The organism is Micropruina sp. (assembly GCF_047607385.1).
GTDB lineage: Bacteria > Actinomycetota > Actinomycetes > Propionibacteriales > Propionibacteriaceae > Micropruina.
In genome coordinates this window covers 1-24658 of sequence record NZ_JASGDE010000126.1, presented here as the reverse complement: position 1 = coordinate 24658, position 24658 = coordinate 1, and the positions used below count along the sequence as shown (strand labels likewise).

Sequence of the window (24658 nt, the reverse complement as noted above, 5' to 3'; positions counted from 1 at the left end):
TCCACGACGGCCGGTGCTCCGGCCACCTCGGCGCCGGCGTCCGCCGCCGCGCCGTCCACCTCGCCCAGCCCGTCGTCGGCCGGCCCGTCGTCGCCTGGTTCGTCGTCGCCCGGTTCCGCCCGGCCCAGCACCCAGCCGCCCGCCGCGCCGGCGCAGGACCGCCGGACCAGCGCGCAGCGCAACCGGCCGTTCACCGTGCGGGGCATTCCGGTGATCTCCAAGAAGCATCCGATCAACGCCGGCTACCGGCGCGGCAGCGTCACCTCGCCGTACGGGCTGACCCGGGAGACCCAGCGCGCGCTGACCCGGATGATCGCGGCCGCCCGGGCCAAGGGCGTCCGGCTGCTGGTGCGCAGCGGCTACCGCAGCTATGCCACCCAGGCCCAGATCCTGCGCAGCAAGATCCGGGAGTACGGCAGCGAGACCATGGCCCGGCGCTACAACGCCGCCCCGGGTCGCAGCGAGCACCAGACCGGGCTCGCCGTGGATCTGTGGGACGGCGTCACCTGGGGCGTCGGCGTCCGGAACACCAAGGCCGGAAAGTGGCTGTGGGCGAACGCCTGGCGCTACGGCTTCATCCTGCGCTACCCCAACGGCAAGGAGAAGATCACCGGCTACGCGTTCGAGCCCTGGCACTACCGCTACATCGGGACGCCGGCCAAGGACTTCGGCGCCAACAGCAACCTCACCCTGGAGGAGTATCTGGGCATCGCCTGAGGCTGAGCGTCTGCGGCACCGGCCCGGTCTCGCGCGGCTCGCCCTGAGACGTTGGCGAGCCCAGGAAGGGACGGGTGCATCGCAATGGGACGCGGCCGACCTGCCACCCGCTGCCGGCTCTTGAGTGCCCTTCCCGGGCTCCTTGCGAGTGACTCTAGACGGGCCGCGGAGGAGAACCAAGGGCTTCCGGGAAGACCTTGGGGAACTCACAGGATCGGCACGGGCAGCGCCTCGCCGACCCGCCGACCACGCCGCCGGACGAGCCGCGACCTCAATCGTTTTTCCTAGTCACGTTACGGTTTCCCGGATGCGGACGGCGCCGTTGCCGGCCCGGTCGGACGGTCCGGAATTTCATCGGAAGCGCCGTTCCGGCGGTTGCGACACAGCCCTGCGGACCGGCCCACGGACCTCGGTCCGGGATGCCTCGACCACCGAACATCACCCAACCGCCGATGTCCCGGAGAGCGGCCCTGTATCCTGCTCGGACCCCGTCCGACCAGGAGTGCCGATGACCAGCGAGCCGATCGCGGCCGAGGTGCTCGCCGTGATCGTGGCCCTGGTGGACGGCGAACCCTGCGTCCTCACCCTGCCGGACGCCGCCCGACTCCCGGCCGGCCCGGTACTGCCCGGGCACCGCTCGTTGCAGACCGCCGTCCGGGCCTGGGTGGAGGAGCAGACCGGCCTCAACGTGGGCTACCTGGAGCAGCTGTACACCTTCGCCGACCGGGACCGGGACGGCACCGGCACCCGCACCATCTCGGTCTCCTACCTGGGCCTGGTCCGTGGGCTGCGCGCCCGGACCGGACGCTGGCAGAGCTGGTATTCGCTGTTCCCCTGGGAGGATCAGCGCGACGCGGAACCGCTGCTGGCCTCGACGGTCGCCCCGGCGCTGCTGCCCTGGTACCGGCAACAGCGCGGACGCCGGCAGCGCTGCGCGATCGCCTTCGGGCTGGACGGACGGCCCTGGCAGCCCGATCTGGCGCTGCAACGCTACGAGGTGCTGTACGAGGCCGGCCTGGTGCCCGAGTCGCCGGACGACTGGCGGCGTCCCGACCTGGTGCCGGGGCGGCGGCTGGACGGCGATCATCGTCGGGTGCTGGCCACCGGGATCGCCCGGCTGCGGGCCAAGATCCAGTACCGGCCGGTGGTCTTCGAACTGATGCCCGCCCAGTTCACCCTGAGCCAGCTGCAGGCCTGTGTCGAGGCACTGGCCGGGCAGGGCGTGCACACCCAGAACTTCCGCCGGCTGGTCGAGCAGCAGCAGTTGGTCGAGGAGACCGGCGGCGTCGCCGACACCGGGGGGCGTCCGGCCCGGCTCTACCGTTTCCGCCGCGAGGTGCTCCAGGAACGGCAGGCGGCCGGGACCAAGCTGCCCACGCCCCGGTCCCGCTGACCCTCGCTCCGGGCGCCGTGCCACGGGTGCCGTCCGGACGCCTTGCCGACGGAGCTTTCGGGCATCCGCCGGCCCGGCCGCCAGCGCATGCGAAGATCGAATCGGGTCCCGCGTCGACGGGGTGACCGCAGCCGCGCACCGGCTCCGGACCCGCAGCGACCCCGTCCGGCACCACTGCACAAGGAGGAACATCCGTCGTGAGCCAGCCAACCACCGATACCGTGACCACCGCACCGGGCCGGGTGCCGATCCGGGCGCTGCTGATGGACGCCGACGGCGTCCTGCAGCAGCCGGTGCCGGGCTGGACCGACGAGATGTCCGAACTGGGCGGCGGGCCGGACTTCGTCGAGGAGCTGTTCCAGCGTGAACTGGCCGCCCTGGACGGCAGCATCGACCTCGCCGAGGTGGTGGTCGAGCTGCTGGAGAGCCGCGGCCTGCCGCTGCGCTGGGAGCAGGTGATCCAGACCTGGCAGGCGGTCGACCTGTACCGTCCGATGCTCCAGTTGGTGACCGACGTCCGGCGCGCCGGGGTGATCACCGCGCTGGCCACCAACCAGCACAGCTACCGCGGCGAGTGGATGCGACGCACCCTGCCCTATCGGGACTACTTCGACCACTCCTTCTACTCCTACGAACTGGGCACCGCCAAGCCCGATCCGGCCTACTTCGAGCACGTCATCGAGGTGCTCGGGGTGGCCCCCGAGGCCGCGGTCTTCGTCGACGACCGGCTGGACAACGTCGAGGCCGCCCGGGAGCTCGGGCTGCACGGCATCCACTGCTCCCCGGTCGGGGACGCCGACCTGGTCCGGACGGAGTTGCGCCGGCTGGGCGTCCCGGGCGCCTGACCCCCCTCCCACGCTCCGAGACAGCCGGAACCGGTCTCGAACCACTTTCCGGTGGATACGAATACCCCTGAGGGGTATGGCAACAGCCTACTCGCCAGCCGAAGCCACTTTTTGGTTGATGTGAATACCCCGAGGGGGTAGGTCATATCCACCAGAAACCGGCTCCAGGTCGGGCAGCCCTTTCGAGCGACCCCCATAACCACAACAATCAGGTTCGAGCCGGCCTCGATGACGTTTCCACCACCTATCGGCACCATCGGCGCGGCCCTCAGGGCGCGGAGCAGTTGACCCCGAGGTCGGCGCGGACGACAGCGGGCCAAATTGCACCGCCTTTTGCTCAGATGTAGCATAAGGGTATCCAACGAGGAGGAGCCCGATGAGCACCACCACCCTGATCAGCGCCGAGGATCTGTTCCGCCGCGTCGACCACGTCGTCCCGGCTGTCGAGTGGGCGACGATGGCCGACGACGTGGACGCGATCATCCGGCTCAAGGCCGAGCGCAACGCCGTGATCCTGGCCCACAACTACATGCGTCCGGAGATCTTCCACGGGGTTTCCGACATCGTCGGCGACTCGCTGGCGCTGGCCCGCGAGGCCACCGAGGTGGAGGCTGACGTGATCGTGCTGGCCGGGGTGCACTTCATGGCCGAGACGGCCAAGCTGCTGAACCCGTCCAAGACGGTGCTGATCCCCGATCTGCGGTCGGGCTGCTCGCTGGCCGAGTCGATCACCGCCGCGGACGTCCGCGAACTGCGCCGGCTGCACCCCGGCGTCCCGGTGGTCACCTACGTGAACACCTCGGCCGCGGTGAAGGCCGAGAGCGACATCTGCTGCACCTCGGGCAACGCGGTGCGGGTGATCGAGAGCCTGGGCGTGCCCGAGGTGATCATGATCCCCGACCAGTTCCTGGCCGCGAACGTGGCCCGGCAGACCGGGGTGATGGTGATCACCCATCCGGGCGCCTGCGAGGTGCACGAGCGGTTCACGCCCGCCGACATCCGGCAGATCCGGGCCGACTACGCCGGCGACGTGACCGTCCTGGCGCACCCAGAATGCCCGCCCGAGGTGGTCGACGAGGCCGACTACGCGGGCTCGACGGCGCAGATGATCGACTTCGTCGCCGACCGGCGTCCGAAGCGGGTGGCGTTGATCACCGAGTGCTCGATGAGCGACAACGTGGCCCAGGAGTACCCCGAGGTCGAGTTCGTCCGGCCCTGCAATATGTGCCCGCACATGAAGCGGAACACGATGGCCTCGATCCGGCACGCGCTGGAGACGATGACCCACGAGGTCACCATCGACCCGGACGTCGCCGACCGGGCCCGGGCCGCGGTGGAGCGGATGCTGGCGGTGGGCGCGAAGTGAGCGGCGTCCGCACCGAGATCGTCGTGGACGCTCCGGTGATCGTCGGCGGCGGGCTGGCCGGGCTGAGCTGCGCCATCGAGCTCGCCCCGGCCCGCTGCCTGGTGCTGTCGGCCGGCGCGCTGAGCACCGGCACCTCGACCGGCTGGGCGCAGGGCGGGGTGGCCGCCGCGGTCGGTCCGGACGACTCCCCCGCCGACCATGCCGCCGACACCCTGGCGGCCGGGGCCGGGCTGTGCGACCAGGCCGTGGTCGCGTCCATCACCGCCGCCGGCCCGGAGGCCATCGAGTGGCTGGCCCGGCAGGGGACGCGCTGGGACCGCAACCCGGACGGTTCGCTGCGGCTCGGGCTGGAGGGGGCACACGGACGCCGCCGGATCGTGCACGCCGGCGGCGACGGCACCGGCGCCGAACTGCTGCGCACCGTGGTGGACGCCGCCCGCCGGCTCGACTCGGTGAGCATCTGGGAGCACACCCCGGCCCGCCGCATCGTGGTCGAGGGCGGACGGGTCGCCGGCGTCGAGGTGGAGACATCGACCGGCCCCGTGCTGCTCCGGACGCCGGCCGTGGTGCTCGCCACCGGCGGCGTCGGCGGCCTGTTCAGCCACACCACCAACCCGCTGAGCTCCCGCGGGCAGGGCCTGGCGCTCGCCTTCCGGGCCGGTGCGGTGCTGCGCGATCTGGAGATGGTGCAGTTCCATCCCACCGCCCTGGACGTCGCGGTCGACCCGATGCCGCTGGTCAGCGAGGCGGTGCGCGGCGAGGGCGCGATCATCGTCAACGAGCGCGGCGAATGGGTGCTGGCCGATCCGCTGTCCGCCCGCGACGTGGTGTCCCGCGCCGAGTGGGCGCAGTTGCAGGCCGGGCATCTGGTCTTCCTGGACGCCCGCAGCGCACCCGGGGAACGGTTCGCCGAGCTGTTCCCGTCGATCCACGCCACCGCGGTCGCTGCCGGACTGGACCCGGCCCGCGATCTGCTGCCGGTGCGTCCGGCCGCGCACTACCACATGGGTGGCGTGCTGGTGGATGCCCACGGTGAGAGCACCGTGCCGGGCCTGTTCGCGGCCGGCGAGGTGGCGTCCACCGGGCTGCACGGAGCCAACCGGCTGGCGTCCAATTCGCTGCTCGAAGCGGTGGTCTGCGGACGCCGGGTGGCCCGGCGGCTGGCGTCCGTCCATGGTGGCGAGACGGGCGGCGCACGGGTCCCCGTCCCGGCCCGGAGCGCGCGGGCCTGGTCCGCGTCCGACCCGGTGGTGGAGCAGGTGCGTCGTATCGTCACCACCGGCGCCGGGGTGCTGCGCGACGAGGCCGGGCTGCGCCGGGCGCTGCGCGCTCTGCAGCCGCAGCTGAGCGATGACACCGGCCTGGTCGGCTACCTGGTGACGCATGCCGCCCTGCAGCGCACCGAGTCGCGGGGCGCGCACACCCGCACCGATTTCCCGCGGGCCGCCGAGCCCCGGCACACCCTGGTCAGCATCCATGACGTGGAAGGCATCGCCGCATGAGAACCCTGCCTCGACTGCTGGTCGAGCCGATCGTCCGGGCCGCCCTGGCCGAAGATCTGGGCCGGGCCGGCGACGTGACCACCGACAGCATCATCGCCGCGGACGCCGTGGCCACCGTCCAGCTGGTCGCCCGCGATCGGGGGGTGCTGGCCGGCCTGCCGCTGGCCCAGCTCGCCTGGGAACTGGTCGATTCTCGGATCGCGTGCGACGCTCATTTGTCCGACGGATCGCGCCTCGAACCCGGGAGCGTGATCGCCACGGTGCACGGACCGGCGCGGGGGCTGCTCACCGGCGAGCGGGTGGCGTTGAACTTCCTCGGGCATCTCTCCGGGGTGGCGACCGGCACCGCCACCATCGCGGACGCCATCGCGCACACCCACACCCAGGTGGCCGACACCCGCAAGACCATCCCCGGGCTGCGGGCGCTGCAGAAGTACGCGGTGGTCTGCGGCGGCGGCTCGAACCACCGCTTCGGGCTGGACGACGCGGTGCTGATCAAGGACAACCACATCGCGGTCGCCGGCGGCATCCGGGCCGCGGTCGAGGCGGCCCGGGCGCACGTCGGCCATCTGGTGAAGATCGAGGTGGAGGTCGACTCTCTGGAGATGCTGGCCGAACTGCTCGAGGTGGGCGCCGACGTGGTGCTGCTCGACAACATGACGCCCGACGTCCTGCGCGAGGCGGTGGCCATGGTGGACGGCCGGATGGTGACCGAGGCGTCCGGACGGATCACCCCGCAGACCGCGGTGCCGATCGCCGAGGCCGGGGTGGACCTGATCAGCGTCGGCTGGCTGACCCACAGCGTGCAGGTGCTGGACATCGGCCTCGACCACCTGGCCTGAGCGGACCGAAGGGGACCGCCGGTCCACCGGGGACGGTTCTATTCGTCCCACTGGTGATACCTGTGGTCCATCGGGGACGGTTCCTTTCGTCCCACTGGTGATACCTGTGGGACGAAAGGAACCGTCCCCAGCGTCCCACTCGTAGTACCTGCGGGACGAAAGGAACCGTCCCCGTCGTCCCACGTCCCCGGAACCCAACCAGCGGTCGGGCCGCGGGATCCGGAGCCCGCCGTTAGCATGCGTGGCAGGGCCAGCACGCCCTGAGCACGACGAGGAGCGCCACGGATGGATCAGGTCTGGCGATACCTGTCCGGCATGTTCGAGTTGATCGGCCGGGCATACCGGCTCGACTCCGCGGCGCTGGGCTGGGTGCGCGACCATCCGTTCGCGATCTGGCTGGCCGTCGGGGTCGCATTGCTGGCCGCGATCTCGCTGATGACCGGGCATGCGGTGGTGCTGCTGCTGAACCGGATCACCGGCTGGCGGTTCGCCGCCGGACTGCTGCTGAGCGCGACCTGGCTGGTCGCGCTGCACGCCGTGGAGTCGCTGGTGCTGTGGGGGCTCGGTTCGCTGTTCAGCGGACGCGAGGTGCCCTACCCCACCGTGCTGGCCGGCGTCCTGGTCGCCACCGCGCCGCAGGTGTGGGGATTCCTCACCCTGACCCCCTACCTGGGCCCGGCGATCAGCCGGCTGCTGTCGGCCTGGAGCGCCATCGTGCTGTGGGCCGTCACCACCGGGACCTTCGACATCGGACGCTGGCCCGCGCTGGCCGTGGTCGGGGCGTCCTGGCTGCTCATGCATCTGCTGTCCACGCTGTGCGCGCCGTGGTTGTCCCGGGCCATGGCGGCCCTGTTCGAGCGACGAACCGGACGCCCCTTCCGGGTCTCCGGCACCGACGTGCTGAACGGGCGCCCGATGATCACCTCGGAGCTGTCGCCATGATCGTCGGCGACCTGATCGTGCTGATCCTCGCCCTGCTGGTGGTGGCGATGGTGCTGGCTCCGCTGGAGTCGCTGCATTGGTGGGCCACCCGCGAGGTCGAGGAACCGGTCACCGGGCCGGCACCGACCTCGGCCGAGGTGGCCGCCTCCGCACCGGACCGCGCACCGCGACGCTTCCTGGTCTACCTCTCCGGCATCGGCGCCATCGCGGCCAAGGACGTCCCCGAGGAGGAACTGCCGTTCATCCAGGACCTGCGCGACCGGCTGCCCGACTTCCGGGTGATCGACGACGTCTTCCCCTACGCGGTGGACAATCGCGGCCTCACCGCCGAACGGGTGCTGGGCGGGCTGTGGCGCTGGCTGGAACGGTTGCGGCTGAAGAACCCCGACACGCTGCTGGCCAGCCTGATCAACCTGCGCAACCTGATGCAGCTGTTCGTCTGCGCCGATCGCCGCTACGGCCCCACCTACAATATGGGCACCGCCGGCGAGATCCACCGGTCCCTGGTGCGGCACGGCCATCGCCCCGGCAGCCCGGACGAGGTGGTGCTGTTCGGCTGGAGCGGTGGCGCCCAGATCGCCCTCGGCGCCACCTGGTATCTGCACGCCATGGGCCTGCAGGTGTCGGTGCTGTCGCTGGGCGGCATGCTGTCCGACGACATCGCACTGGCCCGGGTCAGGCACCTCTGGCATCTCTACGGCAGCAAGGACTTCCTGCAGGCCTCCGGCAAGGTGCTGTTCGCCGGGCGCTGGCCGATCGCCGGCAAGTCGCCCTGGAACCAGGCCCTCCGCGACGGCACCATCACCATGATCGAACTCGGCCCCTACCACCACAACCTCAAGCAGCACTACTTCGACTACGAGTCGAAGCTGCCCGATGGACGCAGCTACGCCGGCGCGGTGATCGACACGGTGGCCGACATCCTCGAACCGCGAACCTGACCGGACGTCCGGAGCAGGCCCTACCGTGGAGCGGGGAGGCAAGGTGCAGAAGCCTGGCAGTGTGGTCGTGGTCGGCGGCGGTCCGGCCGGGATGGTCTGCGGCCTGTTGCTGGCCCGCGCCGGCGTCCCCGTCACCGTGCTGGAGAAGCACACCGACTTCTTCCGCGACTTCCGCGGCGACACCGTCCACCCCAGCACCCTCACCCTGTTGGACGAGCTCGGCCTCGGCCCGGCCTTCGACCAGGTGCCGTACAGCCGGCTGGAGCGGATCCGGCTGCCGGTACGCGGCGGCGGCGAGGTGGTGGTCGGCGACCTGACCCGGTTGCGGCTGGCTCGCCGCTACATCGCGATGACCCCGCAGTGGGACTTCCTCAACGTGCTCGCCGACGCGGGCCGGGACGAGCCGGCGTTCACCCTGCGGATGGGAACCGAGTGCACCGGGCTGCTCCGCTCCGGCGGACGAGTCACCGGCGTCCGCTGCCGCGGCGTCGACGGCGACCAGGAGTTGCCCGCCGACCTGGTGATCGCCTGCGACGGGCGGACGTCCGACGTCCGCGCGGCCGCGGGTCTGCCGATGGTCGAGCACCGGGTGAACCTGGACGTCTGGTGGTTCCGGCTGCCGACCAGGGTGCCGATCGGCTCCAGCCTGCTGCCCCGCACCGGTCCTGGCACGGTGTTCGTGATGATCCCGCGCCGCGACTACGTGCAGGCGGCACGGCTGATCCCCAAGGGCAGCGACGCCGCCTTGCGGGCCGAGGGCATCGCGGCACTGCGGGCGGCGGTCGCCCGCGCCGCCCCCGAACTGGCGGACGCCGCCGCCGGCCTGGAGTGGGATCAGGTGAAGCTGCTGGACGTCCGGGTGAACCGGCTGCGGCGGTGGTGGGCGCCCGGGCTGCTCTGCATCGGCGACGCCGCACACGCCATGTCGCCGGCCGGCGGCGTCGGGGTGAACCTGGCCGTTCAGGACGGCGTGGCCGCCGCCCGGCTGCTGGCTCGGCCGTTGCGCGACGGACGGCTCCGCGACGCCGGCCTGCGGGCCGTGCAGCGCCGTCGATCGTTCGCCGCCCGGGCCACCCAGGCCGCCCAGCTGCTGATCCATCGCGGCATCGAGTCGTTGCTGGCCGGCGCGGCCCGGCTGGAGGTTCCACCCCGTGCCGCCGCGCTGCTGCGGCGGGTACCTGCGCTGACCGTCGTCCCTGCCTATCTGGCCGGCATCGGGGTGCGTCCCGAGCACGCGCCCGCCTTCGCCCGGCGGACTCCGAAGCCCGCCGCCGGCCCTACCGTGCCAGAATGACGGCTGGCGACGCGCGTCGATGATCCGGCCAGCCGGTCCCGTGGGCGGCGTCCGCCACTCCCCTGAGCCAACCGTCTGGAGATCGCGTTGCCCATATCCGACCTGCCCGCTCTCGACAGTCCGCCCGCCTGGCTGGCCGACGGAGTCATCTACGAGATCTACCCGCAGTCCTTCGCCGACAGCAACGGCGACGGCATCGGCGATCTGCCCGGGGTGATCGACCGGCTGGACTATCTGGCCTGGCTGGGCGTCGACACGATCTGGTTCAACCCGTGCTTCGCGTCGCCCTTCCGGGACGCCGGGTACGACGTCTCCGACTATCTGACCATCGCGCCGCGCTACGGCAGCAACGACGACATGATCGCGCTGATCGGCGCCGCCCGGACCCGCGGCATCCGGGTGCTGCTCGACCTGGTCGCCGGGCACACCTCGATCGACCACCCGTGGTTCGTGGCGTCCAGCAACGATCCCTCCGACGACCGCTACGTGTGGGCGGACGTCGCGGGCGAGGGCTTCATCCCGAGCCCCGGCAGCCGTCCGGGCTGGTATCTGAAGAACTTCTTCCCCGAACAGCCGGCGCTGAACTTCGGCTACGCCCGGCTCGACCCGGACGAACCGTGGCGTCAGCTGCCGGACGCGCCCGGGCCGCGGCGGAACCGCGAGGCGCTGCGCGAGATCATCCGGTTCTGGCTCGACCGGGGCGTCGCCGGGTTCCGGGTCGACATGGCCTTCTCGCTGATCAAGGACGACCCGGATCTGGTCGAGACCACCGCGCTGTGGCGCGAGATCGCCGACTGGATGCACAGCACCTATCCGGGCAGCGTGCTGCTGCCGGAGAGCGACGAGGCCCGCACCGCGACCGCCGGCGTCCGCGGTGGTTTCGACGCCGACTTCGCCCTGGTCATCCACCCCGAGCACAGCGCGCTGTTCAACGACGGTGTCGCCGGCGTGCTGCCCTGGCAGGAGGACGCCGAGCCCAGCTACTTCGACGCCGGCGTCTCCGAACAGGACGGCGTCGCCGCGCTGCGCCACTTCCTCGACCTGTGGAAGTCCCGGCTCGCCGAGGCCGGCGAGGACCGGCTGCTGGTGCTGCCCAGCGCTGACCACGACTTCACCCGGCTGGCCAGCGCCGGACGCCACCCCGACCAGCTGGCCGCCGCCTTCACCTTCCTGCTCACCTGGGGGACGATCCCGTCCATCTACTACGGCGACGAGATCGGGATGCGCTACGTCACCGGACTGGAGTCGAAGGAGGGCAGCCGCTGGCATCCGAAATTCGACCGGGCCGGCTGCCGTACCCCGATGCAGTGGGATGACAGCCTGCCCAACGCAGGCTTCTCGACCGCGCCTGCGACCGAGCTGTACCTGCCGCAGGATCCGGCGTCCGACCGGCCGACGGTGGCCGCCCAGACCGATGTGCCCGGCTCGGTGCTCAGCACCGTCCGGGAGTTGATCGCGTTGCGCCGCAGCATTCCGGCACTCCGGACGTCGGCGCCGCGGACGGTGCTCAGCGCCGGCTACCCGTTCGTCTACCTGCGCGGGGACTCGCACCTGGTCGTGGTCAATCCACGTCCGCAGGCGTCCCGGGTCACCCTGCCGGCGCTCCGCGGTCGCAGCGCGAAGCTGCTCACCGGACGCGGGCTGCGGCTGACCGATGACGCGATCGAGCTGGACGGAACCGCCCACGGGATCATCGAGCTGTCGTAGCCGAGCAGGAGTATCCGGACACCGTCACCGGCAGTGACCGGGCCCACCACCGGACGCCGGTGGCCGGGCTGCCGGCGGCCGGGGCGTCGGCGCTTGCCACAGCCGTGTCCCAGGCCGGCTCCAGGATCCGCACCCGCACCCGGCCGGCGAAGCTCCGCTCCGTGACGCCGTCCAGGCTGAGGCTGAACACCACGTCCAGCTCGGGGCTGACGAAGGACACCAACGATCGCTCCGCGAGGGTGTCGACCTCGGGCAGGACCGCCGAGAGGCCGAGTCCGCTGCGCTTGATCAGCGCCTCCTTCCGGCTCCACAGCCCGCTGAGATCGTCGTCGTGTTCGCAGCGCTCCCGCAGCCCCCGCTCGGCCGGGCCGGCGATCCTGGCGAACAGGTCCGCGTCGAACGGGATCCGGGACTGCACGTCGACCCCGACCGGACGCCGCGCCAGCGCGCACACGCAGACCGCGGCGTCGTGGGACAGGTTGAACTCGACCCCGGGCCCGGCGGCGAATCGCGGCTTGCCGTGCCTGGCGCGTTCGACGGGCGGCAGGCGTCCGGGGTGTCGCTCCCGCCACAGCTGTTGCAGCAGGGCGAAGGCGACGGCACTGGAGTAGCGGTCGCGTTCCCGGTAGTAGCCGGCACAACGCGCGCGGCGTTCGGCGGGAAGCTCGCTCCGGATCATCTCGAAACCGGCGGCGTCCACCCGGTCCGCGCGGGCGACGACGACCTCGCAGTCGACCAGCCCGCCCGTTCCGGACGCGGTCCCGGCGCCGGGCCGCATGCCGCGGCCTCAGTCCTCGACCGGGTCGATGACCAGGCAGACGTTGTGCCCGCCGAACCCCAGCGACAGCGACACCGCACGGGTGAGCGGCGCCGCGCGCGCCACGTCCCGGACGACGGTTACCTGGACGGCCGGGTCCAGTTCCCGGATGCCCACGGTCGGCGGAACCAGACCGGCGCGCAGTGCCAGCACCGACGCGACGACTTCCACCGCCCCGGCCGCGCCCATCATGTGCCCGGTCATCGACTTGGTCGCCGAGACCAGTGCCCGGCCGCCGAATTTGCGGGCGATCACCGCCGCCTCCAGCTGGTCGTTCTTCACCGTCCCGGTCCCGTGCGCGTTGACGTAGACGGAGCCTTCGCCGGCGTCCGAACGCGCCGGGCCGGCCTCCTGGAGGGCGTCGTCCACAGCCCGGTCGACCGCCGCGCCGTCCTCGCAGGGGGCGGTGATGTGGAAGGCGTCGCTGGTGATCCCGTAGCCCGACACCTCGCCGTAGATCGTCGCGCCCCGGGCTCGCGCGTGCGAGGCGCTCTCCAGGACGACGGCTGCCGCACCCTCCCCCATCACGAAGCCGCGGCGCTCGCGATCGAACGGGATGCTCGCCCGGTCCGGGTCGCTGGCCGGACTCAGAGCACGGAGGTTCTGGAAGCCCGCCATCACCACCTTCTGCACCACCGCCTCGGCTCCGCCGCAGACCGCGACGTCGACGTAGCCGTGCCGGATCGCCCGCAGCCCTTCGCCGATGCTCACCGCGCTGGACGCGCAGGCCGCGTTGTGCCCGACCGAGGGCCCGCGCGCGCCGGCGTCGATGGACACGACCCCGGCGACCATGTTCGGGATCCACTTCGGGATCATCATCGGCGAAATCCTCCGCGGCCCGTTCTGCCGCAGGTTCTCCGATTCGGATTCGAAGGTCGTGACCCCGCCCGCGCTGCTGGCCATGTACACCGCGAAGCGGTACGGGTCGACGACGCCGCGGACGCCGGACTGGTCGATCGCCTGCCGGGCGGCGAGAATCCCGAACAGGCAGTACGGATCGAGCCGCCGGGCCTGATTCCCGGAGAGCGCGCTCGCGTCGAGCCCGCGCACCGGCGCGAACACCTTGACCGCCATGTCGTCGGTATCGAACCGGTCGATCGGCACGATGCCGTGCCGTCCGGCGAAGAGGTTCTTCTCGAACTCGTCCAGCGAATTGCCGATCGGGGCGACCACGCCCATTCCCGTGATGACTGCGCGTTCCATGTCGGACTCCGCAGATCCCTAGGCCGCGTTCCCAGTGATCCCGTCGAGCACCGCGTCATAGAGATCGGCCAGGGTCTCCACCTCCGGCGTCACCTCGATGCGGTGCTCGCCGAGCACGCCCTCCAATTTCAGCAGGAACTCGAACATCCCGATCGAGTCGACGCCCACCGCCCCGAGATCGTCGTCCATCGACAGCTCGGCGGCCGGTTTCTCGGTGAATTCCTCGATTATGCCCTTGAACTCTTCCTCGTTCATCGCTTGCCCTCCCCTTCTCTCTCCCGTTTCGTGCCGAAGAATCGGCGTCAGAATCCTTGTCCGCGCAGCCAGCCCAAGAGCCGGTCCTCGCGCTCGGCGGCCCGGTCGGGCTCCCACAGCCCCAGATCGAGCGCATCCACCACGGTGCCGTCGCGCAGGTAGATGACCCGGTCCGCGCGGGCCGCGCAGGACGGGTCGTGGGTGACCATCACGATGGTTCCGCCGTCGCGATGCACCCCGGAGAGGGCGTCCATCACCTCGGTCGTCATGCTCGAGTTCAGGGCACCGGTCGGCTCGTCGGCGAACACCACGGACGGCCGGGTGACCAGGGCACGGCAGATGGAGGCGCGCTGCAGCTGGCCACCGGACACCTGGGTGATCCCGTGGCCTCCGATGTGGGTGATCTCGAATCGCTCCAGCAACTCGTCGGTGCGCGCCTCGGCGGCCCCGCGCTCCTTCGGGGCGGCCTTCAACGCGGGCAGCAGAATGTTGTCCCGCACGCTCAGATTCGACAGGAAGTAGGCCTGCTGGAAGACGAAGCCCATCTGCAGCAGCCGCAACCTGCTCATCTCGCGATCGGACAGGTCGGTGAGTTCCCGGCCGCCGAACCAGATGCCGCCGCCGGTGGGCCGGTCCATCCCGCTCAGGCAGTACAGCAGGGTCGACTTCCCCGAACCGGACGCCCCCATCACCGCGACGAAATCGCCCCGATTCACCGTCAGGTCGATGCCGGACAGCACCTGCGTGGGCGGATCGGTCGAGTAGAACGTCTTCTCCAGATCCGCCGCGGTCAGCACGGCCGTGCCGGTGTCCATAGTCACTCCATTCATTGCGCGCCTTTCGGTGTTCACGCCCTGAGCCAGACGCTCGTATCGTTGCGCCGCAGCCGGCTCGCGACGATGACGGCACTGACGTAGCCGGCGACGATCAGCCCCAGCGGATAAACCAGATAGACCAGCCAGGGATTGACGATGAAGGTCAGCCTGGACAGCCCCAGCCCGGCCAGCGAGATCGCCCAGCCGACCGCGGCCTCACCCAGGGTCGCCGACACCACCACCCCGGCGACGGTGCCGGCGGCCACCGCGATCAGGGCTTTCAGGCGCAGCTGCGCACTCAGTTCCGCGCCGGAGAAGCCGAGCGCGGACAGCATGCCCATGCGGCGCCGTTCGCGGGACAACCGCAGGTTCAGGTACAGGAACGTGATGAGCACCGACACCCCGAGCGCGAACACCAGCGCCAGTGCGGCCGCGCTGAAGAAGGCGTCGGTGACATAGGACAGCGTCTGCTCCACATAGGACCGCATCGGCACCACGCTGGCCTTGGGGAAGAGCCCGCCGTACTGTTCGGCGACCGCGTCCGCGTCCACACCGTCCGCGACGTCGGCGTAGATCACGTAGCCGGCCGCCCCCGACTCCGCGGTGCCCTGAAGCTTGGCCGTGTAGCCGCCGCTGGTCACGTCCTGATAGATCCCGCTCACCCGCAGCAGGGTCGTCGTCCCGGCCTTGCGCACGGTGATCGCGTCCCCGGTGCCGACGCCGAATTTGCGCGCGTTGAGCACCGACAAGGCGATCTCCCCGGGGTTCGGGCGGCTGCCGTCGAGGAACTCGACCGTCCCGGCGGAATAGTCGCCGACCTCGACCCGGAAACTCTCCCATCCGTCCTCGCCCTGGGTCTCGACCACCTGATTCGCGAAGACCTGAACCTTGGTGAGCCGATCGTCGGCCGTGAGCTTCGCGATCACTTCGCCGCGGAGCCGGTCGACGGCGTCGGAGAACTGGAGATCGACCCGGATGTCGCTTTCCGGGGCACCCATGTAGGTGACGAATTTCGGGCTGCGGAAGGTGCTGAGCAGGTTGGTCGGCAGGATCACCAAGACGGTGGCCAGCAGGAAGACCACCGGCACCAGCATCCACTGGCCGAGTTCCGCGCGGAGGTCCATCAGGGCGAGCCGCCGGTTCAGGTCGCCGCCGCGGAACGAGGCGAACCCCGAGCGGCGCAGCCGCCGCGCCTGCCGCTTCACCTGCCGGACCTGCTGCCGATCGCTCAGAGTGCTGCCGTGGACGAGGGCGTTGACCACCTGGATCTTCTTCACCGCACCCAGCACCCCGCGGCAGATCCCGATCACCAGCCCGAACACCACCGACAGGGCGAGAATCGGCACGACGAAGCTGGCCAGGCCCACCGGTGCGCGGGAGTAGTTCACCTGAATGCCGCTGGTCAGCGCATCGGTGGCGAAGATGGCGGCGATCCCGCCGATCACGCAGGCCCCGAACGTCATCGCGGAGTATTTCGAGAGGTACAGCCCGGAGATGGTCGAGTCGGGCAGGCCGATCGCTTTCATGGCGCCGATCTCGCGCACCTCGTCCTGCAGCGTGCCGCGGATGACGAAGCGGACGTTGAGCAGGGCGATGGCGATCAGCAGCAGGCTCACGAAGACCAGCGCCACGGCGACCAGGCCGTCGCTGATCGCGTTGATGATCCGGATCATCTCGTAGGTGACCGCCTGCCCGTTCTTCGGCAGGCCCGCGGTCGATTCGTACGCCGATTGCAGGCTGCCGGCGAGTCCCGGATCGGTCAGCAGGAACTCGACGATGATCTCCGGGCTGCCGTCGCCGCTCGCCGACAGCGTGGCGAAATCGGCGTCCGAGACCACGAACCGGGTCGCCGACGACAGCGAGGACGCCATCTGCGCGTCGCGGACGAATCCCCGGATCGTCATGGTCATGATCGATCCACCGGTCTGTATGCGCAGTTCGTCGCCGGCGCGAAGACCGAAGTTCTGCTGGTAGGCGACCGGCGCATAGACCTCACCCGCGGCCGGCCGCGGAATTCCGTCCGATTCGTCCAGCAGGAAGTCGAACCCCTCGTTCTGGAGCACGAAGAGATTGTCGATGAGGCTCTTGGAGAGATCGCCGGATTCTCCCGTCGAGGGCCGCTCCCAGGCCAGCACGCCGCTGTCGAAGCCGACCATCCGCATGATCTGCCACTTCGTCACCTCGGGGTGCGCGTCGGCAAAGCCGCGCACCGCCGCCTCGTCGTATTCCCCCTTGTGCATCTGCAGGAAATGAGGCGGCTGGGCCTGCTCGAAGAGCTGGTTGACCGAGCCGAACATGCGCTCCATCACCATCGAGCCGGTGGCCATCAGGAACGCGCTCAGGACCAGGACGATCGTCAGGGCGATATTGACACCCTTATTCTTCCGGAGATCGTTGAGCGCGTATTTGAGGTTCATTATCGCACCCTACTCGAATACCCAGATGCCCGGGACCTGAAGTGACATCCAGGTCAGCACCAGGTGATAGACGACGTCCAATACGACGTTGAACACTTCCACCCCGTCGAGGGTCCCGGTGGCTTTGCGCTTCCGCGCGATCTCCTGGACGTGGGTCCACAGCCCGCTGATGCCGTAGACGTACAACGTGACGAGGGTGCCCACCCAGAAGTTGCCGTGGAACCAGATCGACATCACGCCCATCACGCCGAGCCCGACCTGGGCGAACCCGTATTTCACCTGGAACGGCCCGCTCGGCCAGCCCAGCGGCGCCGCGCTGCGTTCCGGATACAGCACGTTCATGATGAATCCGCCGACCGCGATGATGCCGTGCGAGACCGCGAATTGGTGCAGCAGCAGGATCCGCATCCATTCCACCGAGTCGGCCTGGAATCCCTGGACGGCGACCTGGGCGACCGCGGTGACGACACCGATGCCGATGATGACGACGATCCACATGTCAGCTCGTCGCTTCCCGGGTCTGGGCCACGAAGGCCGCCTCCATCTGCTGGACGCTCTTCAGCCGCGGGATGAGCAGCGCGATCAGCACCAGCAGCACCCCGACCAGCATCAGCATCAGACCGATGCCGCGCGACACCCCGACCCCGATCAGCTGCCCGAGGCTGCCGGCCAAGGCACCCCCCGGAGCCAGCAGCGGGTTGAACACGTAGTCGGCCAGCGGCCCGGAGACGCCGTAGGCGATCAGGTATCCGACCTGCGACAACAGGCTCATCATTCCCCAGACCCGGCCCTGGATCTCGTTCGGGATGGACGCCCGGACCAGGACCTCCACGCTGGTGTTCAGCGGCGGCAGCGTCATGAAGAACAGGAACGCGAAGACGCCGATCATCAGCACGTTCGGGGTGGCGCCCATGCACAGCACCACCAGGCCCGCACCGGCGAGCGACCAGCCCATGTAGGCGCCGTGCCGGGTGCTCATGTTGAAGATGCCGATGATGAGGCTGGCGACCACCATGCCGACGGCGGCCACCGACCGCACCACGCCCAGCGTGGTCTCGTCGGACAGGTCGAGCAGCATCGGGGTCAGCAGGGTCTGCAGGAACCCCATGCAGAAGGTGACCAGGGTGACCACCAGCATCAGGACCAGGACACCGCGGTTCTGCGCGAAATAGCCGAACCCGAACCGGAAATCCTCCCAGAAGCCCGACTCGGCGAGCGGCTTCTTGGTGCGGATGCCCCGCCAGACCACGGTCATCGCCAGGATCGTGACCACCATCGTGCTGACGTCGATGGACAGCACCACCTGGATTCCGAAGGACGCCATCAGGACGCCGGCCAGCGCCGGTGAGATGAGGTACTGGGATGCGCTGGCGAACTGGACCAAGCCGCCGGCGCGGGCGTACTGCTTCGGTGTCAGCAGGTCGGAGACGGTGGCCCGGTACGCCGGATCCATCACCGAGGAGAACAGCGAGCTGACCGCGACGCACAGGCAGATCAGGCCCACCCCCGGCTCCCCGGTCGCGAACGCGATCAGCAGCGCGACCAGGCCGGTGGCGGAGGCGGTGTCGCCGAGGATCATCAGCAGCCGGCGGTCGACGCGGTCGGCGAGCACGCCGCCCAGCGGCGCGAGCAGCACCGAGGGGAGGAAGGCCGCCATGGTGACCAGCGCCACCGAGGTGCTCAGCCCGGTCCGCTCGTAGACGTAGACCGACAGGCCGAACGCGGTGAGCCCGTTTCCCACCCGGGCGACCAGCTGGGCCACCCAGATGATCATGAACCGGCGGAAGTTCTCGGCCTCGGCGAGTTCGGCGTCCGACCGCGTCGGCGCGGCGGCCGGCGGGGCGGTCTTCTTGCCCGGCCCGCTCACGAGAGCACCCCCAGACCTGCCGCGACCCGATCGCCGCCGGCCTCGCCGAGCACGCGATCGATCTGCTGGAAGGCGTGATGCACGTACATGTGCCCCTCCCCGGCCAGCACCCGCAGCCGCAGCCGGGGCACCAGGTAGTCCTGCCAGGCCCGGGGCGTCCCGGCCGGGGTCTGCGGATCGCGGTCACCGAGGATCAGCCAGCTGGGCACGTCGAGCGGTGCCGGCCGGAGCCCGCGGGCGTCCTCCAGGACGCCGTAGTCGGCCCGGAACGCGGGCAGGAAGAACTCCACCAGGGAGCGGTCCGTGGCGATCTGCTCGGGTATCGCGCCGAGGCCGATCAGGTGATCCAGCAGCTGATCGTCGGTGGCCTGCTGCCACGCACCCGGGGGCAGGTCGCGGGGCGCCCGGCAGGCCGACAACACCAGGGCGCCGGGCAGCGTCCGGCGGCGCCGCCGGCCGAGCGCGGCGAGCACGCAGTAGGCGACGATTCCGCCCATGCTGTGCCCGAAGAACACCGCGCCGGGCCGCAGCATCGGGCCGATCTCGGCGACGTAGCGGTCCACCAGCGGGGCGAGGCGCGCGATCGGCGGGCCGGCGGACGGACCATGGCCGGGCGGGTTGACGCTCCAGACGTCCCAGCCCGGGCTGAGCCGCGGAATCAGGGCGTTGTAGGAGGCGCCGAATCCACCCAGGTAGGGGAAGAGGATCAGCTGGCGGCCGCGCGGATCGCGGCGCTGATGCCACAGCAGGGATTCGCTCATCACCGCCGCCTCCCCACCGACTCGGCACCGGCGGACGGCGTCGACGCGGCCATCAGTTCAGCGCTCCGGTTGCCGTGGCCGGGCGGCACCGCACCCATCCCCGCGGTGTAGTCGTGCTCCAGGTACTCCGGGAAGGTGAACCGTGGATCGAGGCCGCCGGCGGAGCGGCTGAGCGTCCGGTGGAGCACCAGGACCAGCGCGCCGAACAGCACCAGCTGCACCACCTGGGTCGGCGTGTTGAAGTAGTACAGGTTCAGCCAGCTGCCGGACGCCGACACCCAGAACGGGACCAGGAAGAACAGCACGTTCCCCTTCATCCTGCTGAGCAGCAGGCTCATGCCGGTGCACAGCACGCACAGCTGCGCGACGTAGAGCGGCCAGGCGGTGGCCAGCTCGAAGGAGGAGAACAGATTGCCCGGCGCCACGAATACGCCGATGCCGACGCCCGTCGCGACGCCCGCGGCGAGATGGCTCTTGGTGATCCGGTGCATGAACGGCAGGAAGAAACCGAACCAGCCGATCGTGATCGCCACCATGCCGATTTCCATCACGAACATGGACAGGAAAGTGAGCAGCCCCGGCAGCGGCGGCAGCGGGTCGGGAGGCACCGGGACGCCGGCGAGCATCGCGATGCCCCGCACCGCGAAGATGTAGCCGAGCATGATCAGCGCCAGCACCGGGATCCATATCCAGTCCCGCCGGCGGGGCACCAGGCTGCGGAAGAAATTCGCCACACCGCGCCAGCCGTCGTAGAGGAAGAAGATCAGCAGCGCGGCGATCGCCGGGCTGTGCAGGATGACGACCACCAGCGGATTGGTCAGCTGCAGGTCGCCGACCACTCGCGTCGCGAGGTCGAAGTCGGCCAGGAAGAAGATGGTCAGCGCCCAGACCGAGCCGATGGTCAGCACCAGGTAGAGGACCAGGTACTTGGTGAAGGGTCTCGCCGGCCGGCGGCCGGCGGGAGCGGATTGGGGGGTGGCCTGCGTCATGGAATTCTCCACTCAATAAATTTCGTCGATCGACTGCTTGGCTTCCGCGACAGCCTTTCCCACCCGGGAGGAGAAGAACTCCAGGTCGTCGTCGGACAGCTGCGCGTTCGGGTAGATCCGGGAGACGCTGGACACCAGCACGCCGTGGCGTTGCAGCGCGGCGGCCAGCAGGATGTCCTTGCCCATCACGTCGAATCCGTATTCGGCGGGCGTGGCCAGGGGCTGCCCGGCACAGTGGAAGGCCGCCACCCCCGCCGGGCCCTGCACGACCAGCGGCAGGCCGGCCTCGGTCGCCGTCTCGACCAGCACGCGCTGGAGTTCGCCGACCCGGTCACGCATCTGCCGCAAGGGGCGTTGGTCGTCCCGGCCCAGGATCGCGAACGTCGCCGCGACCGCGGCGGTGCCCAGCGGATACCCGTTGTAGGTGCCGGCGTGGATCACCTTCTTGCTCTCCAGCAGGCGCATGATCTCGCGCCGGCCGACCAGCGCCGATACCGGGACGCCGCCCCCGCCGATCGCCTTGCCGAAGGTCGCGAGATCCGGGATCACGCCGAGCTGCTGCTGCGCTCCGCCGAGTCCCAGCCGCATTCCGGTGATCATCTCGTCGAAGATGAGCACGACGCCGTGCTCGGTGCAGAGTTCCCGCACCCGCTCCAGGAATCCGGGGGCCGGGTCGATCGATCCGCCGTTCACCGCCACCGGTTCGGTGAGCACGCAGGCCAGGGTGTCGCCGTATTCGGCGAAGAACTCCTCGAGGCGCTCGATGTCGTTCCAGGGGATCATGTAGGACTGTTCGGCCATGATGCCGTCCGCCCGTCCCGCGGTGCCCCGGTAGTCGCCGCGGAAGTCGAAGGGGGTCGGCACCCTCGGGTCGACCACCCGTCCGCCCATCACGTTGTCGGCGTTGCCGTGGTAGTGGTTCTCGAAGCGCAGGAACCGGTTCCGCATGGTGTACGCCCGGGCCAGCCGCAGCGCGGCCTGCAGGATCTCGGTTCCGGAAAGGCCGAACCGGATCATCTCGGCGCAGGGAATGTGCGCATTCATGGCCTCCAGCGCATCGGCGTCGAAGTCGCAGTGGCTGACGCACAGCACCCGGCTCATCGCCGACTGCAGCGCCTCCAGGTATTCCTCGTTCCGGTGGCCCAGGATCATCGCCCCGAAGCGGGCGTACAGGTCGAGGTATTCGTTGCCGTCCATGTCGGTGAGCCGGCTGCCGCTGCCGTCGACGAAGTGCAGCGGCACTTCTTCCCACGGCATGTTGAAGTTGTAGTGGACGCCTCCGGGCAGGATTCGCTTGACCCGCTCGTGATAGGCGAGGTTCGCGCTAGTCATCGTCGTCCGCCTCGTCGGCCAGGTATTCGGCGATGTCGTCGATGGTCTTGAACTCGAAGATCGCGACCGGATTGATGTCGATGGCCAGGCGCTTGCGCAGCCGGTTGACCACCTTCAGCGCCTGGACCGACGAGATGCCCAGCCGCATGAAGCTCATCTGATCGTCGATCCCGTCCGGATCGATGCCCAGCTCCGCGGCGATCTCCGCGGTCAGCGCGTCCTTGATCTCTTCCTTGTCCATCACGGGTTCCTTTCAGGGGTTCAGCCAATGCGGCGTGCGGTCGAAGGGGTACGGCGGCAGGGCGACGATGGTGCCGGCCAGGTCGGGGAAGACGGCCTGCCAGTTCAACCGGCAGCCGCGGAGGAAGAGCACCGAGGCGAGTTCGTAGTCGCAGAGCTGCGGATCCACGATCAACGGCGCACCGGCCGGCACGGACGCGGGGTCGAGGGCGACGGCCAGCTCGCCGCGCTGCGGCGGATCGTCGCTACGCCGCACCCTGCCGAGCAGGAGGCCCTGGAGGCGGCCGGTCAGCTCGTCGGTCCGGGCGTCCGCGGTGGCCGGAAGCAGCACCCGCTTCACCGGCCGCTCAACCACGGCGGTGGTGAGCCGGGCGAAGGACCGCCCGTCCGGCGCCAGCCGGACCACGGCGCGGTGCGGGTAGGGGGTCCGGAACCGGGCCAGGGTCATCGCGATGCTGAACGGGTCGGCGCCGGGCTCGGCGAGCACGCCCGCGACGTCGTCCAGCAGCCGGTCCAGGGCCGGCCCGGTCTTGGCGGAGACGCACAGCAGCGACGGCGCCAGATCCGGCCCGCGGCGCGCCGCGTCCCCCTCTTCGACGACGACGTGGACGTTGGTGCCGCCGAGCCCCAGCGAGGTGATCGCACCCATCCGCGGGCCGTCGGCGGGCTTGGGCCAGGGACGCGGCCGGGTGACCACCTCGAACGGGGTCTCGTCCATCTCCAGCAGCGGATTGATGGTCTCCAGGTGCAGGCTCGGCACCATGGTGGCGTGCTGCAGGCTGAGCACCAGCTTGGCCAGCCCGGCCCCGCCGGCGGCGCTGAGCAGGTGGCCGATGTTGGTCTTGACCGAGCCGATGCCAACCTTGGCGTCGCCGAAATCCTGCCGGTGGTACACCTGGCCCAGCGCGTTGAGCTCGATCGGATCACCGATCCGGGTGCCGGTGCCGTGGGTCTCGATGTACCCGATCCGGGTGTGGTCGACGCCCTGCCCGTCCGCCCCCGCGTAGCAGTCCCGGATCACGTCGGCCTGCCCGCGGGGGTTGGGCGCCATGACGTTGAGCGAAGAGCCGTCGTTGTTGATCGAGTAGCCGCGGATGCGGGCCAGGATGCGCCGGTTCTTGCGGCGCGCGATGTCCTCGCGTTCGAGCACGCAGACGATCGCGCCCTCGCCGATCAGGGTGCCGTCGGCGTGCTCGTCGAAGACCCGGGTGAACGGGTGATGGGTGGTGATGCCGGCGCAGTTGCACAGCATGGTGCTGTAGGCGGCGCTGAGCAGGTTGACGCCGGCCACCACCGCGCCGTCGCAGCCCTGGTGGCGGATCGCCTCGATGCCCTGGGTGAGCGCGGTCAGGAAGGACGAGCAGGCCGTGTCCACCGCCATCGCCGGCCCGGTCAGGTTGTACTGGTGGGAGATCCGGGCCGCGAGCGCACTGTTGATGCTGTTCATGATGGTGCGCTGGTGGACGCCGTGGTCCCCGGTGCGGTCCAGGTGACGGCAGACCATCGGGTAGTAGGCGTTGGTCGACATCGCCACGTAGACGCCGTAGCGGCGCGGCGTGGTCACCTCCGCCTCGAGCAGCCCGGCGTCGCCCAGCGCGTCGTGGGCGATCTCCATGGTGATCCGGTGCTGCGGATCCATGAAGGTGGCCTCGTCGTGATCGATGCCGAAGAAGTCGGCGTCGAAGCGGTCGATGTCGGCCACCTCGCCGATCACGTCGCTCCAGTCCGGGGCGAAGGCGAGTTCGCGGCGCCGCCGGCTGACCACCGCGGTCTTGTCGATGCCGTCGACGAGGATCCGCCAGAACTGCTCCGGGGTGTCGGCGCCGGGCAGCCGCACCGCGAGCCCGGTGACCGCGACAGCGGATCGGTCGGTCATGATCGCCCCTCTCGTCCCGCGCCGGCGTCCCCGGAGAGCAGCTCCAGGTGCAGCGCCTGATCGTCGTGCCAGATGTTGAACTGGGCGACCGCGGGCAGCGGGCCGTTGCCCGCGCCGTCGGGGTGGTCGTCGTCCGGGTAGTCCTGTTCCCGGACGAAGCCCTGGAAGTTGACCAGCACCAGGCCCAGCCCGCCCTGCGGCGTCCGGTAGACGGCCTGCAGCTCGCGCAGCAGGGCGTCCCCGTCCGGCTCGGTGGACAGCGCGTGCAGGTAGTGCAGCCCGTTCTGCCGGGCCCGGCCGAGCCGCTCGGCCACGGCGAGGTGATCCGCGTCGCCGTCGAGCAGCACCGGGACCACGTCCAGGAACTCGCCGAGGCACCCCGCGTGGTCGGCGTCCGTCCAGCGCCGGCAATCGGCGACGAAACCGACCGCGACCGGTCCGGGGCCGCCGAGCGGTGCCAGTTCGTCGCGGACCGCAGCGAGCGCCGCCTCCAGCGGGTTCGCGCCGCCCAGCGGCCGGCTGCGCCGACCCGGCCGG

24 protein-coding genes are annotated in these 24658 nt (G+C 70.3%); 10 read left to right on the top strand and 14 right to left on the bottom strand.

Annotated elements, in window-relative coordinates:
* On the bottom strand, positions 1-221 hold a 221-nt coding region (locus tag QM582_RS11535; RefSeq protein WP_415084538.1), incomplete at its 3' end, for a hypothetical protein.
* On the opposite strand from QM582_RS11535, the gene QM582_RS11530 reads away from it, so the two are divergent.
* The 10 genes from QM582_RS11530 to QM582_RS11485 all read left to right on the top strand — a co-directional run bounded on the left by QM582_RS11530 (position 211) and on the right by QM582_RS11485 (position 11549).
* Positions 211-717 carry a D-alanyl-D-alanine carboxypeptidase family protein gene (locus QM582_RS11530; protein ID WP_415084536.1) on the top strand — a complete coding sequence of 169 codons (507 nt, stop codon included), beginning with the start codon at positions 211-213 and terminating at the stop codon, positions 715-717. The genes QM582_RS11535 and QM582_RS11530 overlap by 11 nt on opposite strands.
* A gap of 508 nt (positions 718-1225) precedes the next feature.
* Entirely contained in the window at positions 1226-2110 is an 885-nt protein-coding gene (locus QM582_RS11525; protein WP_415084535.1) for an NUDIX hydrolase, read from the top strand.
* Positions 2111-2307: 197 nt separating this feature from the next.
* Complete coding sequence (locus QM582_RS11520; protein ID WP_415084533.1) at positions 2308-2955, top strand: HAD family hydrolase; 648 nt, start codon at positions 2308-2310, stop codon at positions 2953-2955.
* Between the two features lie 376 nt (positions 2956-3331).
* Positions 3332-4321, top strand: coding sequence for a quinolinate synthase NadA (gene nadA, locus QM582_RS11515; protein WP_415084531.1), 990 nt, complete (start codon positions 3332-3334; stop codon positions 4319-4321).
* Complete coding sequence (locus QM582_RS11510; RefSeq protein WP_415084529.1) at positions 4318-5823, top strand: L-aspartate oxidase; 1506 nt, start codon at positions 4318-4320, stop codon at positions 5821-5823. Before nadA ends, QM582_RS11510 begins: the two co-directional genes overlap by 4 nt.
* On the top strand, positions 5820-6665 hold the full coding sequence (gene nadC / locus QM582_RS11505; protein WP_415084527.1) for a carboxylating nicotinate-nucleotide diphosphorylase: 846 nt from the start codon (positions 5820-5822) through the stop codon (positions 6663-6665). The genes QM582_RS11510 and nadC overlap by 4 nt, the downstream gene beginning before the upstream one ends.
* Before the next feature lie 285 nt (positions 6666-6950).
* Entirely contained in the window at positions 6951-7607 is a 657-nt protein-coding gene (locus QM582_RS11500; RefSeq protein ID WP_415084525.1) for a hypothetical protein, read from the top strand.
* A complete protein-coding gene (locus QM582_RS11495; RefSeq protein WP_415084523.1) occupies positions 7604-8548 on the top strand; it encodes a hypothetical protein in 945 nt (314 codons plus the stop codon). Before QM582_RS11500 ends, QM582_RS11495 begins: the two co-directional genes overlap by 4 nt.
* Positions 8549-8591: 43 nt before the next feature.
* Positions 8592-9842: an FAD-dependent oxidoreductase gene (locus QM582_RS11490; protein ID WP_415084521.1), complete on the top strand. Its 1251-nt coding sequence runs from the start codon at positions 8592-8594 to the stop codon at positions 9840-9842.
* Between the two features lie 87 nt (positions 9843-9929).
* Positions 9930-11549 carry an alpha-amylase family glycosyl hydrolase gene (locus QM582_RS11485; RefSeq protein ID WP_415084519.1) on the top strand — a complete coding sequence of 540 codons (1620 nt, stop codon included), beginning with the start codon at positions 9930-9932 and terminating at the stop codon, positions 11547-11549.
* Here QM582_RS11485 and QM582_RS11480 read toward each other — a convergent pair.
* The 13 genes from QM582_RS11480 to QM582_RS11420 all read right to left on the bottom strand — a co-directional run.
* Positions 11533-12327 (bottom strand): 4'-phosphopantetheinyl transferase family protein, encoded by a 795-nt coding sequence (locus tag QM582_RS11480; RefSeq protein WP_415084517.1) that lies wholly within the window; start codon positions 12325-12327, stop codon positions 11533-11535. The genes QM582_RS11485 and QM582_RS11480 overlap by 17 nt on opposite strands.
* 9 nt (positions 12328-12336) lie before the next feature.
* Entirely contained in the window at positions 12337-13569 is a 1233-nt protein-coding gene (locus tag QM582_RS11475; protein ID WP_415084515.1) for a beta-ketoacyl-[acyl-carrier-protein] synthase family protein, read from the bottom strand.
* Positions 13570-13587: 18 nt separating this feature from the next.
* Entirely contained in the window at positions 13588-13824 is a 237-nt protein-coding gene (locus QM582_RS11470; RefSeq protein ID WP_415084513.1) for an acyl carrier protein, read from the bottom strand.
* Positions 13825-13871: 47 nt separating this feature from the next.
* A complete protein-coding gene (locus QM582_RS11465) occupies positions 13872-14639 on the bottom strand; it encodes an ABC transporter ATP-binding protein (RefSeq protein ID WP_415084511.1) in 768 nt (255 codons plus the stop codon).
* Between the two features lie 32 nt (positions 14640-14671).
* A complete protein-coding gene (locus QM582_RS11460) occupies positions 14672-17056 on the bottom strand; it encodes an FtsX-like permease family protein (protein ID WP_415084509.1) in 2385 nt (794 codons plus the stop codon).
* A gap of 9 nt (positions 17057-17065) precedes the next feature.
* The gene (locus QM582_RS11455) at positions 17066-17554 is read right to left on the bottom strand and encodes a DUF6790 family protein (protein WP_415084507.1); all 489 of its coding nucleotides are present in this window, start codon (positions 17552-17554) and stop codon (positions 17066-17068) included.
* A 1-nt stretch (position 17555) separates the two neighbouring features.
* Positions 17556-18923: an MFS transporter gene (locus tag QM582_RS11450; RefSeq protein ID WP_415084505.1), complete on the bottom strand. Its 1368-nt coding sequence runs from the start codon at positions 18921-18923 to the stop codon at positions 17556-17558.
* Positions 18920-19684 (bottom strand): thioesterase II family protein, encoded by a 765-nt coding sequence (locus QM582_RS11445; RefSeq protein WP_415084504.1) that lies wholly within the window; start codon positions 19682-19684, stop codon positions 18920-18922. Before QM582_RS11445 ends, QM582_RS11450 begins: the two co-directional genes overlap by 4 nt.
* Positions 19684-20673: a hypothetical protein gene (locus QM582_RS11440; protein WP_415084502.1), complete on the bottom strand. Its 990-nt coding sequence runs from the start codon at positions 20671-20673 to the stop codon at positions 19684-19686. The genes QM582_RS11445 and QM582_RS11440 overlap by 1 nt, the downstream gene beginning before the upstream one ends.
* 12 nt (positions 20674-20685) lie before the next feature.
* Positions 20686-22005: an aspartate aminotransferase family protein gene (locus QM582_RS11435; RefSeq protein WP_415084500.1), complete on the bottom strand. Its 1320-nt coding sequence runs from the start codon at positions 22003-22005 to the stop codon at positions 20686-20688.
* Positions 21998-22246, bottom strand: a complete 249-nt coding sequence (locus QM582_RS11430) for an acyl carrier protein (protein ID WP_415084498.1) — start codon at positions 22244-22246, stop codon at positions 21998-22000. Before QM582_RS11430 ends, QM582_RS11435 begins: the two co-directional genes overlap by 8 nt.
* 12 nt (positions 22247-22258) lie before the next feature.
* The gene (locus QM582_RS11425; protein ID WP_415084496.1) at positions 22259-24121 is read right to left on the bottom strand and encodes a beta-ketoacyl synthase N-terminal-like domain-containing protein; all 1863 of its coding nucleotides are present in this window, start codon (positions 24119-24121) and stop codon (positions 22259-22261) included.
* Positions 24118-24658, bottom strand: a 541-nt coding sequence (locus QM582_RS11420) for a hypothetical protein (RefSeq protein ID WP_415084494.1), incomplete at its 5' end; no start/stop codon positions are given. The genes QM582_RS11425 and QM582_RS11420, both read right to left, overlap by 4 nt.